This window comes from Marinifilum sp. (genome assembly GCF_965230805.1).
GTDB lineage: Bacteria > Bacteroidota > Bacteroidia > Bacteroidales > Marinifilaceae > Marinifilum.
The window spans coordinates 793,302-817,346 of sequence record NZ_OZ246019.1; the positions used below are offsets into that span (position 1 = coordinate 793,302).

Below are 24,045 nucleotides of genomic sequence, written 5' to 3' on the forward strand. Positions count from 1 at the left end.
CGTGAGTTCGACGTAAAATTCTATCCACAGAAAGTTATATTTGCGATAGATTTGCATTTAAAATTTGGAAAGAATAGCGGGCTATTTTGAGGAATTTTTAATGTGAAGATGTCGTAAAGAGAACTTTCCATTATGTGTTTGCCTGCTATCGGCATAAATTTCCTCAAATCTTCTTGAAATATCCCGATATTCCTTCGAAAATTTGATAAAATTTCTACTCAAAATCAGTGCAAACTGTGAACGAATTTTACCTCGAACTCACGTTAGTTAATACAAGTAATTATCGTTTGCAGAAGGAGGGTATCAAAGAGTTTTTGTATACCCTCATTCAATGTATCAAAAAAACAAGATTCGATTCAAAATCAGTGCAAACTGCAAAAATGATAGAATTGAATTCAGTCTTGTAATGCCAGCATTGGCATGAAATAAGTCTCAAAAAGCAAGCAAGAAATGAAATATGGATGTATTTAAAATCCTCAACAATATAATTTTTAACCAATTAGAAGAAACCATTCAATAAATCTTCCGTAAGAAAATAAGATAAATGAAACGAAGAGAAAAAGCTTCTTTCAAAAGGCTATTACTTAAATTTATTTTGACTTATTTTACGGCAACATAACTTAAGCCGTAAAAAAATCACTTAAAAAGTTATCTATATGAACATTACTATTGTTGGTACAGGTTACGTTGGTCTTGTTTCAGGAACCTGTTTTGCAGAAACCGGGATTACCGTTACTTGTGTAGATGTTAATCAGAAAAAAATTGACAATCTTAACAAAGGAATTATTCCTATTTACGAACCAGGCTTAACTCCAATGGTGGAACGCAACATGGAGAAAGGTCGCTTATTCTTCTCGACCAGCTTAAAAGATAGTATCGCCGAAGCAGATTCAGCCTTTATTGCTGTTGGAACACCACCTGACGAAGATGGAAGTGCCGACTTACAATATGTACTTGGCGTTGCCAGAGAAATTGGTAAACACATGCAACACTACTTGGTTGTTGTTACCAAAAGTACTGTGCCAATTGGTACTGCAAAAAAAGTTAAAGCAGCCATACAGGAAGAACTTGACAATCGCAATTCTGATTTAACTTTTGATGTAGCATCGAATCCGGAGTTTTTGAAGGAAGGTGCAGCCATTAACGATTTCTTAAAACCTGACCGTGTTGTGATTGGAACCGAATCGGAAAAGGCTCAAAAGGTAATGAAGAGACTATACAAGCCTTTCTTAATGAATAACCATCCGGTTATTTTTATGGATATCCCATCGGCAGAGATGACTAAATATGCTGCAAACTCTATGCTTGCCACAAAAATATCATTCATGAATGACATTGCTAACCTGTGCGAAATTGTTGGCGCTGATGTAAACAATGTTAGAAAAGGAATTGGTTCCGATTCGCGAATTGGAAATAAATTTATATATCCCGGAACAGGATATGGCGGTTCTTGCTTCCCTAAAGATGTTCAGGCTTTGGTTAAAACTTCGGAACAGGAAGGACATCCGCTTGAAATTTTAAAGGCCGTTGAGTTTGTGAACAATCGACAAAAAAGTGTACTGTACAAAAAAGTAATGTCGCACTTCGAAGGGGATCTTAAAGGCACAAAGTTTGGTATTTGGGGACTTTCGTTTAAACCAAACACCGATGATATGCGCGAGGCTCCTGCTTTGGTTGTAATTGACAAATTACTGAAAGAAGGTGCAGAAATTGTTGTTTACGACCCAGTAGCTATGGAAGAGTGTGAAAGACGAATTGGAAACACTGTTCAGTATGCAAAAGATCAATACGAAGCATTAATTGATGCGGATGCATTAATTGTTGTAACCGAATGGAACGAATTTAAAGTGCCTAATTTCCGTGTAATGGAAAAACTATTGAAAAACAAAATTATTTTCGACGGAAGAAACATTTACGATATTGAAGAAATGAAAGACAATGATTACATTTATTACTCGATTGGTAGAGAAGTAATCGGCGTAAATGATAAAGTTTTTACTAAATAATTTCAATTCATCAATTCCTCCCGGCATCGGGAGGAATTTAACTATACCATACACATGAAAAGAATACTTGTTACGGGAGGTGCCGGATTTATCGGATCACACCTTTGCGAACGATTATTAAATGAAGGGAATGATGTAATTTGCCTGGACAATTATTTTACAGGCGCCAAAGCAAACATCGCTCACCTTCTCGATAATCCATATTTTGAATTGGTTCGGCATGATGTAACCTCTTCTTATTTTGCCGAAGTTGACGAAATCTACAATCTCGCCTGTCCGGCCTCACCTGTTCACTACCAATACAACCCAATAAAAACGATTAAAACGTCAGTAATGGGAGCCATTAACATGCTAGGTCTTGCAAAGCGTGTTAAAGCAAGAATACTGCAGGCATCAACCAGCGAAGTTTATGGCGATCCTGAAATTCATCCCCAAACCGAAGATTATTGGGGAAATGTAAATCCTATAGGTATTCGTTCCTGCTACGACGAAGGAAAGCGTTGTGCCGAAACTTTGTTTATGGATTATCACAACCAAAACAATGTGGATATTAAAATCATTCGTATTTTCAATACCTATGGCCCTAATATGAATCCTGACGATGGTCGTGTTGTTTCCAACTTTATAGTTCAGGCCTTGCAAAACGAGGATATCACCATTTTTGGAGATGGCTCTCAAACACGAAGCTTTCAATATGTCGACGATTTGGTAGAAGGCATGTCAAGAATGATGTCTACACGACACAATTTTACAGGTCCTGTTAACCTCGGAAATCCTAATGAGTTTACCATATTGGAATTAGCTCAAAACGTAATTGAATTGACCAACTCCAAATCCAAAATTGTCAATCTTCCACTTCCTCAGGACGATCCTACACAAAGACAGCCTGATATTAGCCTTGCAAAAAAAGAACTTGACAATTGGGAACCTAAAGTTCAATTAACTGAAGGATTAAGAAAAACAATCTCATATTTTGATACACTATTGAAACAGAGATAAATCATTAAAAATGATGACCCAAATCGCACTCATAAATTTACATCAGTAGGCACATGAAAGGAATTATACTTGCCGGAGGCTCAGGCACTCGTCTGTACCCAATTACCAAAAGTATATCGAAACAAATTATCCCGATTTACGACAAACCGATGATTTATTATCCTTTGTCTGTTTTAATGCTTGCCAGGATCAAAGAAATATTAATCATTTCTACTCCAAAGGATTTGCCTTTATACAAAGATTTATTTAGCGATGGAAGTCAGTACGGTTTGGATCTTTCTTACGCTGAGCAGCCTTCGCCCGATGGATTGGCGCAAGCTTTTATTATTGGCGAAGAGTTTATCGGAGACAGTTCGGTTTGCATGATTTTAGGAGATAACCTTTACTATGGTTATGAATTTAGCAGACAGCTGGAAAAATCAGCAAAATTAACCGATGGTGCCTTGGTTTTTGGCTATCATGTTAACGATCCGGAAAGATATGGTGTAGCTGAATTTGATGAGAATGGTCTTGTTAAAAGCATAGAAGAAAAGCCCGAAAAACCAAAGTCGAACTATGCAGTAACAGGTTTATATTTCTATGATAATACCGTAGTTGAAAAAGCTAAATCCTTGAAGCCATCGAAACGTGGTGAACTTGAAATTACTGATTTGAATGAAATCTATCTAAAAGAAAATAAGCTTTGCCTAAAAGTTTTAGGCAGAGGAATGGCCTGGCTCGACACTGGTACGCACGAAAGTATGTTACAAGCCTCTAATTTTATTGCTACCATTGAGCAAAGACAAGGATTAAAGGTGGCCTGTATAGAAGAAATTGCTTACCGAAATGGCTTTATCGATAAAGAACAGTTACTAAAATTGGCTGAGCCATTACTCAAAAACCAGTATGGTCAGTATTTAGTTCGAATTACAAAAGAGGTCTAAACAAACACTTATGGAAATTATAAAAACCGAAATCCCTGACCTTTTAATCATTCAACCAAAAGTTTTTGAAGATGAACGAGGATACTTTTTTGAGAGCTACAACAAGAAAGAATTCTTAAAACATGATCTTGATTTACATTTTATACAAGACAACGAATCAAAATCAGGTTATGGAGTAATCAGAGGCCTACATTACCAATTGGCTCCTTACTCTCAAACCAAATTGGTTCGAGTTATTGAAGGTAAAGTTTTTGATGTAGCAGTTGACTTAAGAGAAGGATCGCCAACCTTTGGAAAATGGAGAGGCATTGAATTATCGGCCGAAAATAAAATTCAATTCCTTATTCCACGTGGATTTGCACATGGTTTTTCAGTATTAAGCAAAACGGCTACCTTTGTATACAAGTGTGATAATTTTTATAATCCCGAAGCTGAACGAGGCCTTAATTATAACGATCCTTATTTAAATATTGATTGGAGAATTGAACCTGACAAAGCAATTATCTCTCCAAAAGACAAAGTGATGCCAAACTTTACCGAAGCAGAGAAAAACTTCAAATTTGGAAAATAAATCGTCAAGCATGACAAACATCTTAGTAACCGGAAGCAACGGACAGTTGGGGTCTGAAATAAAAGAAATATCAGAAAAGTATCCGCTGTTTCATTTCATTTTTACCGATGTTGAAGAATTAGATATCACTTCGTTTGAAGCCACTGAAAAGTTTATTGCTGATAAAAATATCAGTTTCCTGATTAACTGCGCCGCCTGCACAAATGTAGACAGAGCAGAAGAACAAATAGAAGCCGCTAAACTTCTTAATGCGGATGCGGTTAAAAATCTGGCTTTACTCTCTAATCAACATCAAATTGTTCCAATTCACATATCAACCGATTACGTTTTTTCCGGTCAGGGGTATAAACCATATACCGAAGACGAAACCACAAAACCCCAGAGTGTATATGGCAGTACAAAGCTTCAGGGTGAATTGATGTTGCAAAAACACTGCCCAAATCATATTACCATACGAACATCATGGTTGTATTCTCCTTTCGGGAAAAACTTTCTGAAAACGATGTTGAATTTAGGAAAAGAAAGAACTGAATTAAATGTGGTTGTGGATCAGATTGGCACCCCTACTTATGCCTACGATTTGGCTGATTGCATTCTTCAAATCATAGAGAAAATTAAAAGCAATAAAGATTTTAAGGATTTTGGCACATATCACTATTCCAACGAAGGCGTTTGCAGTTGGTTCGATTTTGCTACAGAAATTCAGCTAATTGCTAAAAATAAGTGCACAATTCACACCACAGATAGCGAAGAATTTAGCACTTTAGCCAAAAGACCCCACTTTAGCGTCTTGAATAAATCAAAAATTAAAAATACTTTTGATCTGGATATTCCACATTGGAGGGAGAGGATATATCATTGCATCAAACGAATTAAAAGTTAACCAAAGAAATATTTTCGGAAATGGAAAAAGCGGAAATTTTAGACAATGTAATTGCAAAAGCCAATAGTTGGTTAGAAGGAAATTACGATCAGGTAACCAAAGATGAAGTAAAAACTCTTCTTAATCAAGAAGACAGAACTGGACTAATCGATTCTTTTTACAAAGACTTGGAGTTTGGAACAGGTGGTTTAAGAGGAAAAATGGGGCCTGGAACCAACCGTATGAACATTTATACTGTTGGTGCTGCTACTCAAGGTTTAGCAAATTACCTTAACAAGTCATTCCCGAACAAAGAACAGATATCTGTTTGTATTGGATATGACTGTCGCAACAACAGCAAACTATTCTCAGATACTGTAGCAAATATTTTCTCTGCCAATGGTATTAAAGCGTATATTTTCGAAGACTTACGTCCTACTCCAGAAATGTCGTTTGCGATTCGTCATTTGGGTTGTCAGTCTGGAGTAATCATTACAGCTTCGCACAATCCAAAGGAATATAACGGATACAAAGCCTATTGGGAAGATGGTTCTCAATTGGTTCCTCCACACGATAAAAATGTTATCGACGAAGTAAAAGCTGTAAAAGTTGAGGACATCAAATTCGAGGGAAATCCGGAATTAATTGAAGTTCTTGGTGCCGAAATGGACAAACTATACCTTGACACGGTTAAAACTTTAAGCTTATCCCCTGAAGCAATTAAGAATCAAAAAGATTTAAAAATTGTATTTACACCTTTACATGGTACTACCGTAAAATTGGTTCCGGATTCGCTTGCAAATTACGGATTCGAAAATGTAGTTCACATTCCGGAGCAAGATGTTGTCGATGGCAACTTCCCAACAGTTTGGTCGGCAAACCCCGAAGAACCGGAAGCATTAAAAATGGCTGTTGATAAGGCAGAAGAAATTAATGCAGACTTGGTTATGGCATGTGACCCAGACGGAGACAGACTAGGAATTTCTGTAAAAAATGACAAAGGTGAATGGGAAATCATTAATGGTAACCAAACCGCTTTAATATTTACATATTATTTAATAAGAAGAAGGCGCGAATTGGGTTTACTAACAGGAAATGACTATGTTGTTAAAACCATTGTGACTACAGAACTTTTTAAAGATGTAGCTGAGAAAAACAATGTTGAGTGTTTCGATGCCTACACCGGCTTTAAGTGGATTGCTGATGTGATGCGCAAAAACCCTGAAAAAAATTACGTTGGTGGTGGCGAAGAGTCGTTCGGATATATGCCAGGGGACTTTACCCGCGATAAAGATGCCGTTTCAGCTTGTAGTGTAATGGCAGAAATTGCAGCATGGGCAAAAGATCAAGGCAAAAATCTATTCGATATTCTAAAAGAGATTTACCTGGAGTATGGCTTCTCGAAAGAAAAAATGATCTATATTGTTCGTGAAGGATTGCAAGGATCTCAAGAAATTGCACAAATGATGCATGATTACAGATTCAACACACCAAAAGAAATAAATGGATCTCCACTGGTTTTGGTAAAAGATTACACTACCAGAAAAGCTACAAATCCTATAACAGGAGAAGCTTCAGATCTTGATTTTGAAACTACTGCCGATGTACTTCAATTTTATCTTGAAGATGGAACAAAGATATCTGTTCGTCCATCGGGAACAGAACCAAAAATTAAATACTATTTCGAGGTAAGAGAAGAATTGCCTTCTATTGAAGAATTCTATGCAACTGAAGAAAAGGCAAACAAAAAAATTCAAGGAATTATCGATTCTTTGAAATTAAACTAATATTTTTAGGGTGGCATAATTGCTACCCTACGCTTATTTTTATCTATGGATACCAAAAAAACTATTCTATCTGTTGACGACTCACCCATCAACAATAAGTTGATTGAGGCATATTTTAGACGTGATTATGAAGTAATTTCTAAGGAAAGTGGCCCGCAGGCACTTGTCTGGCTCGAAAGTAATAATCCTGATGTTATTTTACTTGACATCATGATGCCCATAATGGATGGAATAGAAGTTCTTGAGCGTATCCAAGCAAACGAAAGGCTTAAAGACATTCCCGTAATCATGGTTACTGCGAAAACCGAAATGGAAAGCATCAAGGCAACTCTTAACCTGGGTGCCCAGGATTACGTAAAAAAACCGATCGATTTTACAGAATTACAAACCAAGGTTCTTATCGCTTTTCAAATTAATCAACAAAAACAGGAAATCACCAAATACAAATCCTACTACGACATTCACCAAGGAATGATTCATGCACAGCGCATACAAAGATCGATACTGCCAGATTCTGAACATTTTAGAAGATTGTATCCCAAATCATTTATTATTAATCTGCCTAAACACGTTATAGGAGGCGATTTTTATTGGATACAACAAAACTATCACAAAAATAGTATTGCTGTATTTGATTGCACCGGCCATGGTGTACCTGCTGCCATGTTAACCGTTATGGGACAAATGGAGTTACACACCTTATCTCAGAATGGTAACGAAATACAAGCCGATCAGATTTTTCCTTTACTAAGTAGGAAATTCAGTTGCGTTCTTAATACATCAGGTGATACCTATACGCAATACGATGGCATGGATGGTATTTTCTGTTCCATCTATCCACAAGAAAGCATTGTTGAGTTTGTAGGTGCCAAAAGATCTCTTGTGCTAATAAGAAAAAATAATACACAGTTGATTGTAAACAACGAAGATACTGAGGCTAAAATCAGTAATAACCAATTCTCACTTTTCGAAATTGCAGGAGATAGAAATTCAATTGGAAAAGAGTCAGAATTCGTAGAGTTTTCTGTTAACAAGATTAAATTTCAAACAGGAGACAGGATTTTCCTATATAGCGATGGTATTACCGACCAGCTAGGTGGCGATCAGCAAAAAAGATTGAAACGTAAACAATTTTTTGAAAAACTCCTGGAAGTTCAGAATAAATCTATCAACCTTCAAAAATCAGATATTTTTAACTGGCTTGAGAAGTGGAAAAATAGCAACGAGCAAACCGACGATATATTAGTTATTGGCATAGAACTTTAAAACTCGGGTTCGTCGGGGAAAAATTCTTTCTTAAAATTAACAAGGTACAATTTCTCTGTCGCTCTGGTTAAAGATGTATACAACCACCTGTAATATTCTTTATTCAGTAATTCATCGGTTAGATATCCTTGATCTACAAACACTGCCTTCCATTGTCCACCCTGAGCCTTATGACAGGTAACTGCATAAGCAAATTTAACTTGTAAGGCATTAAAGAATTTATTGTTGCGAACCTTTTCATAGCGCTTCTTTTTTGCTCGTATATCCGCATAGTCTTCGGCAATTGTAAAGAATAATTTTTTGGTTGCCTCGTATCCAAGCGATGCTGTTTCTATGTCCAATGAATCCAGCATTATCATGGTATCCAATTCCACACCATTGTAATCCGGAAATTTAATCGTTACTTCGGCATATCTGTATCCATAAAGCTCGATATGATTGTGAATTTTAACAATTTCCACAATATCACCATTGGCAATAAAATCCATATCTTCAATATCATGAGCCCAGAAATAATTATTTTTTACCACCATAAGGAGATCCCCATTGGAAATCTCTTCTTCTCGATACATGACAGTGTTTCGAATTCCTTGATTAAAACGGTTCGCCCTTTTATTCGATCGGCTAATTACAATTGTATCTTCAACTCCATATTTATAGTGTGCTGATGACAATTCTTCAATAAGCTCTCCCCCTCCAATTCTGCATATATCAGGATAATTACGAGTAAGTAAAACAGGGTAGCCTTCCTCATCATTGCTTAGCATTTTTCTCAACCCAGTTGCATTCATAAGAATACCTGAATTTTCATTTTGTCGTACTACCTGCTTTAAGATGAATTCCTCTATATCGAAGTGGTAACAAGCCCTCAATTCTTCCGGATCAAGTGCCGGACTTATATCCAATCCAACCGGTGGCAACTGTGCAGAATCTCCAATTAATATTAATCGACAATTTTTTCCTGAATAAACATACTCAATCAAATCATCAAGCAAACAACCAGAACCAAAAACAGAAATATCGGGAGAGTAATTTGAAATCATCGAGGCCTCGTCCACAATAAAAATGGTATTGGTATTTAAATTTTTGTCTTTCACAAAAACAGCATCAGCATCAGCAAGAGATTTTTGTCGGTATATTTTTTTATGAATGGTAAAAGCAGGCCTTTTTGCATATTGTCCTAACACTTTTGCAGCTCTTCCGGTAGGAGCTAAAAGCACAGAATTTATTTTTAATTCGTTCAATGTTGAAGTAAGAGCACTTACCAAAGTCGTTTTACCAGTTCCTGCGTACCCTTTTAACAAAAATATTTTTTGATTCTTTAGCTGCGTAACAAAATCCGCTAAACCAACTATAGCCTTAGTTTGATCGCTTGTTGGAGCAAAATTAAGGTGTTCGATGACCTTCTCAGCTATATGATTTTTTAGCATTTCACTTAAATTTTACGGATATAAAAATAGCCAAATAGATTTTTTTTTTAAATTTGCAGACAAACTTACACAAACTAATAAGAATAAAAATGAAAAAAGTCTTTCAAATCTTACTTTTTATAGCAATCGTTGCACTGGCTTATTTAAGTTACCAAAGTATTAACAAGCCACTAGAATTTCGTAAAATTAAAGCGCAGCGTTACGATCGAATTATTGATCAATTACAAGATATCCGTAAAGCGCAGGTTGCTTATAAAGATGTTAATGGTAAGTATACAGGAAGTTTCGATACTTTAATCAATTTTATCAAAACAGATTCTATGCCATTGGTAAAATCGGAAGGTACATTAACTGACGAGCAATACGACGCTGGTATGACTGAAAAAGAAGCGGTAAAGAAAGGTTTCATCATTCGTGATACCATTATGATTGCAGCTCTTGACACTATTTTCGGTAAAGATTATCCAATCGAAAACTTAAAATATGTACCTTTCACCAAAGGGAAACATCAATTTAAAATGGGTGCTGGCATCATCGTTACTGGTTCTCAGGTAAAAGTTCAGGTTTTTGAAGCGAAAGTATCCAACATGATTATTTTCGAAGATATTAAAAATGAATATCTTGATGAATTAAAGGAAGAAAACGGAAACCGTATTCGATTGAACAAATATCCTGGTTTGATGGTTGGCTCTCTTGAAGAAGCAAATAATAACTCTGGTAACTGGGAGTAAACATACTCTTTATGAACGATCTTGTATTTGTTGATTCAACATTTGATAAAAACAAATCAAAAGAATATATATTATCCATCCGAGTTAGCTCGGATGGATTTTCTTTTTCTATTCTTGATGCAACTAATACCTGCATCGCATTAGAACGCTTCAAAGAGTTTAAACAAAGCTCAGGCGCAGATAGCTCTGATTCATTCAAAGAACTCATTCGAAACAGTGAACTACTAAATTTATCTTTTAAGAAAGTATTCGTTTTATGGGTTTCAAATCAATCAGTTTTAATACCCAATCAGTTTTTTAGTAACGAATTTGTATTCGAAAGCTATCAGTTATGCCATACCTTGACTCAAGAAGATGAATTGCACTGGAACAATATAAAAGCACTTGATAGTTGGAATGTTTTCGCTGTACCGATAAGGTTTAAGGATATACTTGTAAAACAATTTACAGTAGTAGAATTTTTTCATCATTCCACTCCATTTTACGCCTCGGCAATAAAAGAGGAAATTTCAGATAAGCATCCTAACGTTTATGTGAACTTACAAAAGGAGTTCTTCCATATTATAATTCCTGATAGAAATGGAAAGCATTTTATAAATAGTTTTGCATATAGAGAGGATTGCGATTTGGCTTACTACATCTTAAATGTTTACAAACAACAAAAACTGAATAACGAAAGAAGCAGGCTAATAATTGATGGCTTGGTACAAGATGAATGTAAAGTTATTCAGTTGTTAAAAAAGTATTTGGCAAAATTAGAAGTCAGGCTATTACCATCAAAACTTAGAATTAAAGATGAAATTCCGACCAAGGAATACAATCAATTCATTAACCTTTTAAAATTAAGCGAGTGCGAATAGTAAGCGGAACTCATAAAGGAAGAAGAATAACCCCTGATAAAAATTTCAAGGCTCGCCCAACTACCGATTTTGCGAAAGAAAATCTGTTTAATGTCTTAAATAACATCATAGACCTTGAAGAACTAAGCGTACTTGACCTATTTGCAGGAACAGGTGGAATTAGCTATGAATTTGCCTCCAGAGGAGCTGAAAAGGTGATTTGCGTAGAGCTTAACCATCGTCATTTTACTTTTATCCAGAAAACAGTTCAAGAACTAAGTTTCGATCAGGTTTTACCAATAAAATCGGATGTATTTCGATTTGTGAAATCTTGTCATCAAAAATTTGATATGATTTTTGCTGACCCTCCGTTCGATTTAAAGACCATTGATACGATTCCTGATCTTATTTTCGAGAAAGAGCTGCTAAAGGAAGAAGGAATTTTTATTCTTGAACACGGATCGAAAAATGACTTTTCATCTCACCCTAACTTCACAGAAAAAAGAACCTACGGGAGTGTAAACTTTAGTTTTTTTGAATACAAATTATAAGACCGGCTCTGCCAAGCAAAAAAAGATGAACATTTTTATTAAAACGTAATATACTCAAAACCGCTATATTACTGAGATAACTACAGTTCTACCGTAAAAAAAATGTAACTAAATATTGCAAGTAAAAAAACTTGCATTATCTTTGCATCGCTATCAAAAAAAACGGTCTGGTAGTTCAGTTGGTTAGAATACATGCCTGTCACGCATGGGGTCGCGAGTTCGAGTCTCGTCCAGACCGCTAAAAAGAGAAAGGTTCTTTAAAAAGATTTTGGTCCGGTAGTTCAGTTGGTTAGAATACATGCCTGTCACGCATGGGGTCGCGAGTTCGAGTCTCGTCCGGACCGCCAAAACATTAGTTCTTAAAATCATTTTGGTCTGGTAGTTCAGTTGGTTAGAATACATGCCTGTCACGCATGGGGTCGCGAGTTCGAGTCTCGTCCAGACCGCCCAAAAAAGAAACGTTCTTTAAAAGATTTTGGTCCGGTAGTTCAGTTGGTTAGAATACATGCCTGTCACGCATGGGGTCGCGAGTTCGAGTCTCGTCCGGACCGCCAAAACACTAGTTCTTAAAAACATTTTGGTCTGGTAGTTCAGTTGGTTAGAATACATGCCTGTCACGCATGGGGTCGCGAGTTCGAGTCTCGTCCAGACCGCTAAAATAAAAAGCCTTCGATTCTTTTGAGTCGAAGGCTTTTTATTGCCATTCATTTTATTTTAGTTGCCAAGATTTTATTTTGTATCTTAATTCAGTCAAAATAAAAATCACAAATATGCAACAAGAACTTTTTAACGAACTTTGGAAAAGATATACGGCTCAGAATCCATCTGCTCAAGCCATTCATGATTTATTCACAGATGAAGGAGAAGTGGTTATAAACGATCATGTGGCATTTCGTACTTTTGATGATCCCAGGATGAACATCCAGGTATTGGCAAAGAAATTTTTAAAGGCAGGATATGAATATTCTGGCGAATACAAATTTGAGGACAAGCATTTAAATGCAGTTCATCTAGAACATCCCACCGAAGAGGCTCCAAGGGTTTTTATTTCAGAATTAATTCTAGCTGAATTTTCAGTTGAGTTTCAGAATATCATTAAAAACCGATTGAACTCAATAGGAAATGCCTATTATTCCGATCCCGATTTGATATTTAAAGGCAGTGTTTGGGAAAAACCCTCTTTCGAGATTTACCAAAAGCTCAGAAAAGAATCAGAATATGGCGCTTGGCTATATGTTCATGGATTTAGAGTAAACCACTTTACCGTTAGTATTAATGCTTTAAAAAAGTATGATACCATTGAGAAAGTAAATCAGTTTTTAAAAGACAACGGATATCCAATGAACACCTCCGGTGGAGAGATTAAAGGCTCGCCGGAAGTATTCCTGCAACAATCTTCAACCCTTTCTGAAATTATTAAGGTAGAATTTGAGGAAGGAGTTTACGATATCCCAGCTTGTTTTTATGAGTTTGCCATACGACATACAAATGAATCAGGCGAACTGTTCACTGGATTTATAGCAGCAAATGCCAATAAGATTTTCGATAGCACAAACTTTCGAAAAGCATAATTCATCAAGCACGAATATCACAAAGCAAAATCAAATTAAGGATTTTGCTTTTTTATTTTAATCCCACAAAAGACACTAGATATTAAAACACTATAATACTATCTTTGTGCAGATAATCTAACACCCCAAAAAATGAACAAACAACTAACACTATTGGTTCTTATTTGTGCCATTTTATCAGCATGTAGTAAGGATCAACCCATCCCTGTTGAGACAGGTGTATCTAAAACTCTTGCTGATTTCCGACAAAAGAACATTACCAATTTGGAATATCAACTACAGTTTGATATCCCGGAAGGAAAATCAGAAGAAATTCCCGGTAAAAACAAAATTACTTTTGATTTAAAATCGACTAATCAGGATCTTCAGATAGATTTTCGTGAAAATGCTGAGTTTATAAAATCAGTGAAAACAAATGGTAAAGAATCAAATTATTCTTTCGAATCGGAGCATGTTATTATTCCCAAAGAGGAATTAAAAGAAGGTCGGAATAAAATCGAACTTGAATTCATAACCGGAAATACTTCCTTAAACCGAAATGATGAATTCTTGTACACCTTATTTGTACCCGATAGAGCGCGAACTGCATTTCCATGTTTCGATCAGCCTAATTTAAAAGCCAAATTTGAACTTAGCTTAAGTGTTCCTTCTCATTGGAAAGCCATGGGCAATGGTAAACTAAATCAAACCAAAGAAAAAGGAGAAAGAAGCATTTATGAGTTTGCCAAAACCAAGCCTCTACCAACCTATTTGTTTTCTTTTGTTGCCGGTAAGTTCGAAACAATTACTCGTGAGCACAATGGCCGAAAACATACCATGTATCATCGCGAAACAGATCCTGAAAAATTAGCCAACAATACCGATGAGATATTCAGAATGCTATTTGAGGCGTTGGATTGGCTGGAAGAATACACCAATGTTCCGTATCCTTTTGCAAAATATGATATTGTTGTGATTCCATCCTTCCAATATGGAGGAATGGAACATACTGGTGCAACTTTGTATAATGCATCACGCATGTTTTTGGATAAAAATGCAACTAAAAACCGTTTATTGGCTCGTGCAAATTTAATTGCTCACGAAACGTCACACATGTGGTTTGGCGATTTGGTAACCATGAAATGGTTCGATCAGGTATGGCTGAAAGAGATATTTGCAAATTTCCTTGCCGATAAAATTACCAACCCAAGTTTTGCAGATATGAACCACGATTTAAAGTTCCAGATGGCTCATTTCCCAAGATCTTACAGCGTTGACAGAACCTCGGGATCTAATCCAATCAACCAGGTACTACCAAATTTAAAAGATGCAGGAACCATGTATGGTGGCATTATCTATCACAAATCTCCAATTGTGATGAACATGCTGGAGAATATCATCGGAAAAGATGCTTTGAAAAAAGGATTACAAATCTACATGAAGAACTATGCCTATGGCAATGCCAGCTGGGAAGACTTGATTGCCATTTTAGACGCTTCAACTCCATTTGATTTAACACAATGGAGCAAGGTTTGGTTCGACAAGGCAGGAAGACCTCAGCTAAGTGCAAATATCAGTGTTAAAGATGATAAAATTGCTGAGCTTAAAATCACTCAAAAAGATGCCAATGGAAATGATGGTGACTGGACACAGGATTTGCATCTATTTTTTGGATACAAAAATGAAAGTAAAAGGGTTGATGTAAAAATGGACAAAGCTGAAGTTCTGGTTGAGGAAGCAAAAGGATTGGATGTACCTGAATTCATTATCCCAAATGCCAAAGGTGATGCCTATGGCTTTTTTAGATTAGATGAAATTACCAAACAATACCTATTAAAGAATCTTGATGGTATAAAAGATGATTTGGTAAGAGGTATTGCATTAATCAATCTATATGAAAATTTACGGGAAGGATTTGTGAACGGAAATGAATTCGTATTGGCAATTGAGAAGCATATTTCAATGGAAGAAAACAGTTTGAACCTAGAGCGCATGCTATCCTATCTTAAATCGGCATATTGGATTGATCTTAGCCCTGTTGAAAGAAAGAAAATTGGCAAGCAACTGGAAGATACACTGTGGATAAGACTGAGCAATGAAAAGAGTATGAGTAAAAAGTCGAGCTTGTATTCGGCACTAAGCAGCATTGCAGAAACACCAGAAAGATTATCACAACTTTATAAAGTTTGGAAAGAAGAAATAGCAATTGGTGGCTTTAGTTTATCGGAAACCAAAGCAACTGCCTTGGCTTGCAATCTGGCGATTAAAATGCCCGAAAAAGCAGAAGAATTAATCCAAACACAAAGCAAGAGGATCAAAAACCCTGATCGTAGAAAGAAAATGAACTACCTTGCTCCCAGCCTTTCTGCAGACCCTCAAGTTCGCAAAGCATTTTTTGAGAGTCTGAAAAATGAAGAAAACAGACAGATTGAGCGTTGGACTTTGGAAGGATTAAGGTATTTGAACCATCCTTTGAGAGAACAAGAATCTTTAATTTATTTGCCACAAGCCCTTGAATTGTTGCAAGAAATTCAGGTAACAGGAGATATTTTCTTCCCATACAATTGGTTAAGCGCAAGCTACAGCGGACTACAATCTAAAGAAGCAGGTGATATTACGCGTAAGTTTTTTGAAGAAAGACCTGATTATCCTGAGAATCTGAAATTGAAAATATTACAGACAGCAGATGTTGTATTGAAGAAGTAGAATGAATATCTTAAAATAAACAGTGAGGGTGTCCAAAAAATGGATTCCCTCTTTTTGTTTAGTAAAGAAAACCTTCAGGCAATAACTCTGAGGTAAAAAGTACCAATTAACAGGGCTTTTGTAATAAGTAAATTTGATTATCAATACAGAAGGTTAATACCTACGAGGGTCTGTCGTAAGTACCTACAAGGGTCTGTCGTAAGTACCTACGAGGGCCTGTCGTAGGTACCTACGAGAGGCTCCCACGAAAAACCCGGATAGCGATAAAACTATCCGGATTGTTTTGAATAATCACCTTATAGGTTGTAAAGCATTGATTACCAACCCAAGTAAAAGCATCAAAAGTCTTTGAAATTGCAAGGCATGAAAAAGAGAATTAAATATCAATCATTTTGATTTTGCGGCTTACATCTGACAAATGGAATAAAATTATAAACAGATGAAATGATCTATTAAAATTTCTGTATCACCAAAACCCCGGCAAGTATTAATAAAACACCAAATATTCGACCCCAATTAACAGGTTGCACCTGAATCCCTAACAATCCAAAATGATCAATCACCAAAGAAAAGGCCAATTGCCCCAATATGATTAAAGCAAAACTTAAGGCTGACCCCAATCGGGGTACCAAAAAAATGATGGATGATACAAACACAGCTCCTATTGATCCACCGATCCAAGCATACAAAGGAGCTTCCTTGGCAGCTTGCAACAAATTATTCGGTGTTCGCATACCCAGCACCACAACAAGCAAGATACACCCTCCTACCACAAAGTTTACCAATGCAGCCATTAAGGGAGCTTTAAGGAAGGAACCCAACTTGGCATTCAAACTTGCTTGTATTGGCATTAAACATCCCAATAAAAAAACCCATATCATCAGAAAATATCTCATAGCTTTCATTTTCCTGTAAAAATAATTAAATCTACGAGCTATGTCTGTCTAAATTATACCTGTTTTATTATGAGTTCAAGCTTAAATCGGAATGCTACTATTGTTTCATAGGTACTTCCATTAATAGGATTTTTGAGCCTTTTTCAGCCTTAATCTCTATGGCCGAAGTTTCCCAAACACCCATTCCATCGCGTGCCTGTAATTCCTGATTTCCAAGCATAGCATTCCCCTCAATTACAAAAGCATAAACACCATTATCTTTTGAATGCAGCTGATAAGAACAGGTAGTAGTATCGTTAAATTCACCCAAACTAAACCATGCATCTTGATGAATCCAAACTCCCTGATCGCTTGCCGAGGGTGATAAGATTTGATTCAACTGATTCTGCTTGGATATGTCAGCAATAGAAATCTGATGGTATCTGGGTTCCACTGCTTGTTTGTTTGGAATAATCCAAATCTGAAGAAATTTTACTTCCTGATCATGGTTTTTATTGTATTCGCTGTGATAAACACCTGTTCCCGCACTCATCAGCTGAATGTCTCCGGCTTTAATCCTTGCGATATTGCCCATACTATCTTTATGTTCCAATTCGCCTTCTAAGGGAATTGAAATGATCTCCATATTTTCATGCGGATGCGTTCCAAATCCCTTTCCGCCAGCAACACTGTCGTCGTTAATCACTCTTAAAACTCCAAATTGCATTCTTTCGGGATTATAATAGTTCGCAAAACTAAAAGTATGGTAAGAGTTTAACCATCCATGACTGGCATGTCCTCTGGTGTTGGCTTTGTGCAGTACTGTTTTCATTGCTTCAAATTTTTATTGTTATATTCAATCAACAAACAAGATCCTTTAAATGTTCGCTTTTAAAAATATGACTAATCATATCGATAAAGAGTCAATTCCTGAAAGCTTTTAGTAAAATAACAAATCCTTCCAGTATTATTTGGCATCATTGGAAAAAGCCTGAAGAAAAAAGGAAAAACCTGATTCGTTTAGGAGTAAAACAAGGTAAAGCTTATGCATGGTCTGGTACTCGTATGGGAAGGTTGGGCAATTGCTCAGATTCCTATTCTTGGAAGTACAATTACTCTTGATCGATTGAAGATGCGGGGCTACGAATCAATGCTTGATGCCCACAAGAACATTTCCCCACAATTTAACGAACCGCTGTATACGAGGCTCGTGCATACCGTGGTGTGAGAGGTTCTCCGCTAGGCTAATGGCCTAGCGGCTGCCTACTCGATTAGCGGTTGTTATTACTGGTTTCAAGTTAAAATTAAGTTCAATCAATTCATTACTTCTTTTAACTCTTAAATTAACTTCATCTGTTTTCTTAAAAAATGATTCTTGTCTTTCGTAGTTTATTTCTTCAACACTTATACCGTTCACAGAAAGGATTTTATCATCTATCATTAATCCACTTTTCTCAGCTGTCGAAGATGAATAAAGACCTGTAACAATCCAAGATTTTAATGTTTGACCTCTGTCAATAAAAGAAAAGCCTAATCTTGATGATTCAAATATATCTTTATACTTTTTATTAGGTCGCAAATACAAATCGTTATTGATAAAGTCAATGTAAACATCAAAACGTTCATAAATTTCATTCCCCAATAAACCTAAATGTTTTTCCGATGCCATAGCTCCAGAAGTATCAACACTACAATCCATTACTACATTGCTAAAACTAAAGTTCCCAATATTTAGTTGGCTTGCAAAAAAGTCATAGCTTGAAGATTCTCCACCAATTCCGCCATACTTAGTAAAGTATGCAACTTTATCCTCAATTTTGTCCTGAAGTTTATATTTATCTGAAACGAAACTTGTAAGACTTACTGTTCCTCCTGAACCAAAATCTAATTGATATTCTCCCGATATATTAATAGAATCATTAACGATTACTTCAAGCGGTATGTACAATCGATTATCCCTTTTTGTCAATTCTATTTTAGACCAGCCTTGAAGATTAATAGAGTCAATACTTGAGTAAATTTTCATATACTCATTTTCATAGTTGATTTCCAAAATTGAGTTATAAAAGTATTCCATTCCCAAAATACCATCAGCTATATCTCCAAGTATCGGTTTTAATTGAAGAACTGGCACAATTGAAGTTTTATAAAGGTTCGAACCAAAACTGAACTCAACAGTATCTACAACAACCTCTACTTTCTGTGGTGTACTTCCTGCTCCTGGTAAATCAGCAGTAAAGGTATTTTCATATTTAAAACCATTTTCTGCATAATATGTACTATCATAATACAAATTCGAGCCACCAGTATCAAATACATAGTTTCCTTTTATACTATCTGCTTCACCTTTAATATATAAATGTCCTTTATAAGCAATTGGGAATGCACCTTTGGGAATTTCATTGTCTTTTTTTTGTTTACAACTTACAAAAATCAAAAGTCCAATGAGGAATGCTATTACTAATCTATGTCTCATATCTGTGTGTCTTCTTTTAATAACCGCTAACGTTTGGCTAGATGAAGCGTATGGCGATTTTACGAATCAAACCTTCCAAAACCCCACTGAGCCAAATCTTTTATTTGTTTTTAACTTTTCATTATTAAAGCCAAATCAAAGATTTGGCGGTGTTCAGTTACCTTGCTTAACCTCCAAGTGCTCACGAACGCCATATGCTTTATACTAGTGTGTTGTAGTGCGTTTTTTATTAATTCCATAGCCTTAACATGAAAGGTTTTATTATTTCTAATTTTCCATTTACACTTTCTAATGGAATTATTTCAGTACTTGTAAAATTTATTTTCTCGTCAGTCTCACTATTTCTAAACCCGATTATTTTTATTGACTTAATCTTTCCAAAACTCGACACTACTCTTATTTTTGTTTCTGGACAGTAGTATCCAACATGTCCTTCATATTGTATGGCTTCCGCCATAACTTCTTTTTTTAAATCTACTGATGTTAACTCAACATCAAATGTTCGTTCGGGTGATTTTGTAAATCGGACATTATATGTTTCGTCATTATCAAAGTAATACCAACAATTTATTTCTTCAATCGTTGGCTTATAGATGTATGAACCAATTCCTAATATTAATAATACTGCAATTAAAATAAGTTTCTTATAGAGCTTATTTATAAACTTGCTCTCAATTTTAACTGAGAATAAAAGTCCAGCACCTAATACAAATGGAATTAAGCCTATTAACATTTTTTCATAATTGCTTGGGTCAAAAAGAATTATAAATCCAATTGTTTCAGCACTAAAAATAATCCACAAGCAAGCGGTAATAAAGAAAATTATTCCTGATTTTACACTTTTAATAATCCCCATTACAATTGCCAAAATTGTCAATATTGTCAAGAAAGGAAAGTCAAGTCCAATTGAAAACAATTTGGAATATGCTATCAGTAATCCCCATAAGACTAATATAATTGATAAGATATATTTCAGAATTTTCATATACTTAACTTTATTCTTGTATAATGTTACGTTACGCAAAATGCACTACAACGGACGCGGCTATGAAGCATAAATGAATTTTAACCAGAAAATACTTCCAAACTTCACTAAGCCAAACGTTGTATTTGTTTTTATCTTTTTTATTTCAAAAGCCAAATCAACGATTTGGCGCTGCTCATCGAAGCTGCGAACCAACCAAAATGAGGCAACTAACTTATGCTTTATTAGCCTTTGTGCCTGTTGCACAACTCTTGATAACTTGTTTATAAAACTAACAATAATAACTTTACTTAGCAATGATAATAGCTTAACTTGTAAATAAAAATGCAAGGAAAGAAACTTTACCAAGAGAAGTTATTTTCCAGCTTTCAACTCTCCGGAAGAGTTCCTGAAAATAATTTCTATCGAAGATTAAGATCCGTTTTAGATTTATCCTTTTTATACAAAAAGACTCAAGCTTACTACGGGAAATGTGGACAGAAGAGCATTGATCCTGTTGTTTTTTATAAACTCTGTTTAGTTGGGTATTTAGAAAATATCATAAGTGACAGACAGTTAATTGAACACTGCTCCATGCGATTGGATATCCTATTTTTCTTAGGATTTGATATCGATGAGCAATTGCCATGGCACAGTACTTTAAGCAGAACAAGACAACTGTTTCCCGAAAAGATATTTGAAGAGGTTTTTACTCATATTTTAAGCATGTGTGTAGACAAGGGAATGGTTGCAGGTCATACTCAGGCCATGGATTCAGCACCAATAAAAGCCAATGCCAGCATGGATAGTTTGGAACTGAAAGTTCCTGAAGAACAGCTGGAGGCTTATCTTCAAAAAGCTCGCTACCAGAGTAGAGAAGACAGGAAGCCTAAAAAGAATAAGGCTTCTCGCAATCAGCAAATCATTACAGCCGATAAAAGAGAATTGCAGGAAATAAAATCCCGCAATCGTAATTGGCAAAAGAATCAGGATCAACGTCCGGGAGCTGCCAACAAAGGAGCCAAATATACCAGTAATAAAACCCATTACAGTCCAACCGATCCCGATGCAAGAATCAGCGTAAAACCTGGCAAAGCCAGAAAGCTGAATTATCTAAATAACGTGAGTTCGACGTAAAATTCGTTCACAGTTTGATCTGATTTTGAGTAGAAATTTTCTCAAATTTTCGAAGGAATATCGGGATATTTCAAGAAGATTTGAGGAAATTTATGCCGAAAGCAGGCAAACACATAATGGAAAGTTCTCTTTACGACATCTTCACATTAAAAATTCCTCAAAATAGCCCGCTATTCTTTCCAAATTTTTAATGCAAATCTATCCCAAATAGAACTTTCTGTGGATAGAATGTTACGTCGAACTCACGTTAAATAATATCAGTGTTGATACTGCCAATCATGTGATCACCGATGTAAAAGCCTACCATGCTGATAAAAAAGACAATCAATACTTGCAGGATGCCACAAAGCGTTTAAAGCGAAGACTTAAAAATCAAGGCTTGTTGTGGACAACCCTTCTTGCCGATGCCGGTTACAGTAGCGGAGAAAACTATGCTTTTCTGGAAATGGAAAACATTATCAGCTACATACCTCCACACGGAACTTACAAGGGCGGTCCCGAAGGATTTACTTTCTGTAAAGAGGAAAACTACTGGATTTGTCCCATGGGAAAGAAAGTTACTTTTCGAAAAACAAAAATGGTAACCAACTCTCTTCAGAATCATTATCTGACCAAACGAAGCGATTGCAAAAACTGTCCTATCAAGAAGAAATGCCTGGGCAAAAGTCACGAAAAACGCATCGCAATAACTGTGTATGTAGAACAGTATAAACGCAACAACAAAAGGGTGAAGAGCAAGTTCGGCAGATACATGAAAGGCAAACGGCAATCTACAGTCGAGCCTGTTTTCGGAACCTTAACACAATTTATGGGACTTCGAAAAATCAACACTATAGGAATTGCCCAGGCCAATAAGGTAATGCACATGTCTGCAACAGCCTATAACCTTAAAAAACTAATGAAATTTATGAATAAAACAGCTGAAACAATGACAAATCAGGCCATTGTTCTGTTTCATTCCCTGAAGAAGTGTATTGGCTTAATTAGAGTTGATTTAAGCACTTAATAATTTAAAGCACAAGCAAAAAACACAGAAAAAACAAAGCCTTAAAAGCTTGCAAATCCGCATACTTTTATGGCTTTTATCTTATTTTTTAGAAATATTACTTGGTTGTGCAACGGTTACCATTGTTAGCGTTTCGTTGTTGCCCATTTATTCAAGCTTTTTCTTTTGCTCGACATACACATTATCATCCAGTTTCTTTAAAGCTTTCATAAAATCTTTCTCGTTTAAAACTGATAGTTGATATCGAGCAATTTCCTTAAGTTTAAGGTATCTGTTAAATTTGTCTACTTTTTCTTTAATCATTTGAGCATTTAGTGTCTCAAGGTTAGACAAAATAGCCAATTCATTTATGCTTGCAATGTCCCTAATATTCATCGATTTCTTTGTCAAACCAGGATTTGCTTCTCTCCAGTCTTTTGCAGTACAATTAAATAGGGCAACATTTAATAGATCGGCTTCCTCGGCATAAACTAACCATTCCTTGTCTTTTTCATAGTTCTTGTCTGGTAAAATAAAGTTTTTAACTGCATCTGTATGGATATGGTAATTTGTTTTACTCAATATGCGTTTTACATTCCATTCAAGGTTATATTGATTGGTCTCAATTTCTTTTAATCGTTGGTATTCCGTAATTAAATAAAGCTTAAAAGTTGGGCTTATCCATGAGGCAAATTCAAATGCAATGTCTTTGTGTGCATAAGTGCCACCATATCTGCCCGATTTTGAAATTATTCCGATACCATTTGTTGATTCAATCCATTTTTTAGGTGTGAGAGTAAAACTATTTGAACCTGACTCATTTTTAAAGGCATCGAATTCGATGCTTTTAAAATCTGGATTTCTTAGCTGTTCCCAAAGTCCAAGAAACTCAATTGTGTTTCTTGTTCTCATCCAGTTTTGTATGATATAATTTGTTCTATCAGAATCACGGAACTTTGCCATATCTGTTAATGATATATACTCGTCCTCATTTTGCTTATAAAGAACAATTTCAATATTGTTTACGTTCAGTTTTGTTTTTGCCATGTCGAATCAACTTTACAAGCTTCTAAAATACATTTAATTCTCATATTATCTACCGTCTTGTACTTTACGTGTTCAATTGTGATTAACGTCAAATCTTAAATTTCATATTCCCTTTTAAATTTGCACGTTAGCTCAAGAATTTAATCTTGCCTTTTGCGAGATGTGGGGAATGAACGCTAATGGTCTTGCTAAAATTTGAGGGCGATTTACAACTGCCTCCTTATCAAAACCGCTCTGCGTTTAATGTTTTTGTTGTATTATCAATTTGAGCGTCACCGCCCTTTAATTTTAACTTTTGTGCCTGTTGCACAACTCTTGATAACTTGTTAATAAAACTAAC

Annotated in this window: 20 protein-coding genes and 5 tRNA genes; 19 read left to right on the top strand and 6 right to left on the bottom strand. The window is 35.7% G+C overall.

The window, feature by feature from the left end:
- Positions 1 to 656 precede the first annotated feature (656 nt).
- From ACO05S_RS02995 to ACO05S_RS03025, 7 genes are read left to right on the top strand one after another with little or no spacing between them, the layout of a single operon-like run.
- Positions 657 to 2,006 carry a UDP-glucose dehydrogenase family protein gene (locus tag ACO05S_RS02995; RefSeq protein ID WP_421920069.1) on the top strand — a complete coding sequence of 450 codons (1,350 nt, stop codon included), beginning with the start codon at positions 657 to 659 and terminating at the stop codon, positions 2,004 to 2,006.
- A gap of 54 nt (positions 2,007 to 2,060) precedes the next feature.
- Positions 2,061 to 3,005 carry a UDP-glucuronic acid decarboxylase family protein gene (locus ACO05S_RS03000; RefSeq protein ID WP_421920070.1) on the top strand — a complete coding sequence of 315 codons (945 nt, stop codon included), beginning with the start codon at positions 2,061 to 2,063 and terminating at the stop codon, positions 3,003 to 3,005.
- A gap of 53 nt (positions 3,006 to 3,058) precedes the next feature.
- Positions 3,059 to 3,928, top strand: a complete 870-nt coding sequence (gene rfbA / locus ACO05S_RS03005) for a glucose-1-phosphate thymidylyltransferase RfbA (RefSeq protein ID WP_421920071.1) — start codon at positions 3,059 to 3,061, stop codon at positions 3,926 to 3,928.
- Positions 3,929 to 3,938: 10 nt separating this feature from the next.
- Positions 3,939 to 4,499, top strand: a complete 561-nt coding sequence (gene rfbC, locus ACO05S_RS03010) for a dTDP-4-dehydrorhamnose 3,5-epimerase (RefSeq protein ID WP_421920072.1) — start codon at positions 3,939 to 3,941, stop codon at positions 4,497 to 4,499.
- Between the two features lie 10 nt (positions 4,500 to 4,509).
- On the top strand, positions 4,510 to 5,382 hold the full coding sequence (gene rfbD, locus ACO05S_RS03015; RefSeq protein ID WP_421920073.1) for a dTDP-4-dehydrorhamnose reductase: 873 nt from the start codon (positions 4,510 to 4,512) through the stop codon (positions 5,380 to 5,382).
- 20 nt (positions 5,383 to 5,402) lie between these two features.
- Entirely contained in the window at positions 5,403 to 7,148 is a 1,746-nt protein-coding gene (locus tag ACO05S_RS03020) for a phospho-sugar mutase (protein WP_421920074.1), read from the top strand.
- A gap of 45 nt (positions 7,149 to 7,193) precedes the next feature.
- The gene (locus ACO05S_RS03025; protein ID WP_421920075.1) at positions 7,194 to 8,414 is read left to right on the top strand and encodes a response regulator; all 1,221 of its coding nucleotides are present in this window, start codon (positions 7,194 to 7,196) and stop codon (positions 8,412 to 8,414) included.
- Here ACO05S_RS03025 and ACO05S_RS03030 read toward each other — a convergent pair.
- On the bottom strand, positions 8,411 to 9,844 hold the full coding sequence (locus ACO05S_RS03030; protein ID WP_421920076.1) for an ATP-dependent DNA helicase: 1,434 nt from the start codon (positions 9,842 to 9,844) through the stop codon (positions 8,411 to 8,413). The two genes, ACO05S_RS03025 and ACO05S_RS03030, sit on opposite strands and share 4 nt — an antisense overlap.
- 89 nt (positions 9,845 to 9,933) lie before the next feature.
- Here ACO05S_RS03030 and ACO05S_RS03035 point away from each other — a divergent pair, with 89 nt between their 5' ends.
- The 10 genes from ACO05S_RS03035 (at position 9,934) to ACO05S_RS03080 (ending at position 16,221) form a co-directional block, all read left to right on the top strand.
- Positions 9,934 to 10,575 carry a hypothetical protein gene (locus tag ACO05S_RS03035; protein WP_421920077.1) on the top strand — a complete coding sequence of 214 codons (642 nt, stop codon included), beginning with the start codon at positions 9,934 to 9,936 and terminating at the stop codon, positions 10,573 to 10,575.
- 11 nt (positions 10,576 to 10,586) lie between these two features.
- A complete protein-coding gene (locus ACO05S_RS03040) occupies positions 10,587 to 11,435 on the top strand; it encodes a DUF3822 family protein (RefSeq protein WP_421920078.1) in 849 nt (282 codons plus the stop codon).
- Positions 11,426 to 11,965: an RsmD family RNA methyltransferase gene (locus ACO05S_RS03045; RefSeq protein WP_421920079.1), complete on the top strand. Its 540-nt coding sequence runs from the start codon at positions 11,426 to 11,428 to the stop codon at positions 11,963 to 11,965. The genes ACO05S_RS03040 and ACO05S_RS03045 overlap by 10 nt, the downstream gene beginning before the upstream one ends.
- Positions 11,966 to 12,129: 164 nt before the next feature.
- Positions 12,130 to 12,203, top strand: a tRNA-Asp gene (locus ACO05S_RS03050).
- 32 nt (positions 12,204 to 12,235) lie between these two features.
- A tRNA-Asp gene (locus tag ACO05S_RS03055) sits at positions 12,236 to 12,312 on the top strand.
- A 25-nt stretch (positions 12,313 to 12,337) separates the two neighbouring features.
- Positions 12,338 to 12,411, top strand: a tRNA-Asp gene (locus tag ACO05S_RS03060).
- A 31-nt stretch (positions 12,412 to 12,442) separates the two neighbouring features.
- Positions 12,443 to 12,519: transfer RNA gene (locus ACO05S_RS03065), tRNA-Asp, on the top strand.
- 25 nt (positions 12,520 to 12,544) lie between these two features.
- Positions 12,545 to 12,618 (top strand) — tRNA-Asp (locus ACO05S_RS03070).
- Positions 12,619 to 12,735: 117 nt separating this feature from the next.
- Entirely contained in the window at positions 12,736 to 13,536 is an 801-nt protein-coding gene (locus ACO05S_RS03075; protein ID WP_421920080.1) for a DUF1338 domain-containing protein, read from the top strand.
- A gap of 132 nt (positions 13,537 to 13,668) precedes the next feature.
- On the top strand, positions 13,669 to 16,221 hold the full coding sequence (locus ACO05S_RS03080; RefSeq protein ID WP_421920081.1) for a M1 family metallopeptidase: 2,553 nt from the start codon (positions 13,669 to 13,671) through the stop codon (positions 16,219 to 16,221).
- A gap of 452 nt (positions 16,222 to 16,673) precedes the next feature.
- On the opposite strand, the gene ACO05S_RS03085 is transcribed toward ACO05S_RS03080, so the two are convergent.
- From ACO05S_RS03085 to ACO05S_RS03100, 4 genes are all read right to left on the bottom strand, one after another.
- Positions 16,674 to 17,117, bottom strand: a complete 444-nt coding sequence (locus ACO05S_RS03085; RefSeq protein ID WP_421920082.1) for a DMT family transporter — start codon at positions 17,115 to 17,117, stop codon at positions 16,674 to 16,676.
- Between the two features lie 97 nt (positions 17,118 to 17,214).
- On the bottom strand, positions 17,215 to 17,928 hold the full coding sequence (locus ACO05S_RS03090; protein WP_421920083.1) for a pirin family protein: 714 nt from the start codon (positions 17,926 to 17,928) through the stop codon (positions 17,215 to 17,217).
- A gap of 420 nt (positions 17,929 to 18,348) precedes the next feature.
- Positions 18,349 to 19,572 carry a PDZ domain-containing protein gene (locus ACO05S_RS03095; RefSeq protein WP_421920084.1) on the bottom strand — a complete coding sequence of 408 codons (1,224 nt, stop codon included), beginning with the start codon at positions 19,570 to 19,572 and terminating at the stop codon, positions 18,349 to 18,351.
- A gap of 229 nt (positions 19,573 to 19,801) precedes the next feature.
- Complete coding sequence (locus ACO05S_RS03100; protein WP_421920085.1) at positions 19,802 to 20,557, bottom strand: hypothetical protein; 756 nt, start codon at positions 20,555 to 20,557, stop codon at positions 19,802 to 19,804.
- A gap of 324 nt (positions 20,558 to 20,881) precedes the next feature.
- Here ACO05S_RS03100 and ACO05S_RS03105 point away from each other — a divergent pair, with 324 nt between their 5' ends.
- Positions 20,882 to 21,673 (top strand): transposase, encoded by a 792-nt coding sequence (locus ACO05S_RS03105; protein WP_421920086.1) that lies wholly within the window; start codon positions 20,882 to 20,884, stop codon positions 21,671 to 21,673.
- Between the two features lie 256 nt (positions 21,674 to 21,929).
- Positions 21,930 to 22,679 (top strand): transposase, encoded by a 750-nt coding sequence (locus ACO05S_RS03110; RefSeq protein ID WP_421921271.1) that lies wholly within the window; start codon positions 21,930 to 21,932, stop codon positions 22,677 to 22,679.
- A gap of 147 nt (positions 22,680 to 22,826) precedes the next feature.
- On the opposite strand, the gene ACO05S_RS03115 is transcribed toward ACO05S_RS03110, so the two are convergent.
- Positions 22,827 to 23,705 carry a KilA-N domain-containing protein gene (locus tag ACO05S_RS03115; RefSeq protein WP_421920087.1) on the bottom strand — a complete coding sequence of 293 codons (879 nt, stop codon included), beginning with the start codon at positions 23,703 to 23,705 and terminating at the stop codon, positions 22,827 to 22,829.
- Positions 23,706 to 24,045 lie beyond the last annotated feature (340 nt).

What these genes read in the sequence shown, in the direction of transcription:
- ACO05S_RS02995 (WP_421920069.1), top strand. Translation starts at nt 657, where the DNA reads ATGAACATTACTATTGTTGGTACAGGTTACGTTGGTCTTGTTTCAGGA.
- ACO05S_RS03000 (WP_421920070.1), top strand. Translation starts at nt 2,061, where the DNA reads ATGAAAAGAATACTTGTTACGGGAGGTGCCGGATTTATCGGATCACAC.
- rfbA (WP_421920071.1), top strand. Translation starts at nt 3,059, where the DNA reads ATGAAAGGAATTATACTTGCCGGAGGCTCAGGCACTCGTCTGTACCCA.
- rfbC (WP_421920072.1), top strand. Translation starts at nt 3,939, where the DNA reads ATGGAAATTATAAAAACCGAAATCCCTGACCTTTTAATCATTCAACCA.
- rfbD (WP_421920073.1), top strand. Translation starts at nt 4,510, where the DNA reads ATGACAAACATCTTAGTAACCGGAAGCAACGGACAGTTGGGGTCTGAA.
- ACO05S_RS03020 (WP_421920074.1), top strand. Translation starts at nt 5,403, where the DNA reads ATGGAAAAAGCGGAAATTTTAGACAATGTAATTGCAAAAGCCAATAGT.
- ACO05S_RS03025 (WP_421920075.1), top strand. Translation starts at nt 7,194, where the DNA reads ATGGATACCAAAAAAACTATTCTATCTGTTGACGACTCACCCATCAAC.
- ACO05S_RS03030 (WP_421920076.1), bottom strand. Translation starts at nt 9,844, where the DNA reads ATGCTAAAAAATCATATAGCTGAGAAGGTCATCGAACACCTTAATTTT.
- ACO05S_RS03035 (WP_421920077.1), top strand. Translation starts at nt 9,934, where the DNA reads ATGAAAAAAGTCTTTCAAATCTTACTTTTTATAGCAATCGTTGCACTG.
- ACO05S_RS03040 (WP_421920078.1), top strand. Translation starts at nt 10,587, where the DNA reads ATGAACGATCTTGTATTTGTTGATTCAACATTTGATAAAAACAAATCA.
- ACO05S_RS03075 (WP_421920080.1), top strand. Translation starts at nt 12,736, where the DNA reads ATGCAACAAGAACTTTTTAACGAACTTTGGAAAAGATATACGGCTCAG.
- ACO05S_RS03080 (WP_421920081.1), top strand. Translation starts at nt 13,669, where the DNA reads ATGAACAAACAACTAACACTATTGGTTCTTATTTGTGCCATTTTATCA.
- ACO05S_RS03085 (WP_421920082.1), bottom strand. Translation starts at nt 17,117, where the DNA reads ATGAGATATTTTCTGATGATATGGGTTTTTTTATTGGGATGTTTAATG.
- ACO05S_RS03090 (WP_421920083.1), bottom strand. Translation starts at nt 17,928, where the DNA reads ATGAAAACAGTACTGCACAAAGCCAACACCAGAGGACATGCCAGTCAT.
- ACO05S_RS03095 (WP_421920084.1), bottom strand. Translation starts at nt 19,572, where the DNA reads ATGAGACATAGATTAGTAATAGCATTCCTCATTGGACTTTTGATTTTT.
- ACO05S_RS03100 (WP_421920085.1), bottom strand. Translation starts at nt 20,557, where the DNA reads ATGAAAATTCTGAAATATATCTTATCAATTATATTAGTCTTATGGGGA.
- ACO05S_RS03105 (WP_421920086.1), top strand. Translation starts at nt 20,882, where the DNA reads ATGCAAGGAAAGAAACTTTACCAAGAGAAGTTATTTTCCAGCTTTCAA.
- ACO05S_RS03115 (WP_421920087.1), bottom strand. Translation starts at nt 23,705, where the DNA reads ATGGCAAAAACAAAACTGAACGTAAACAATATTGAAATTGTTCTTTAT.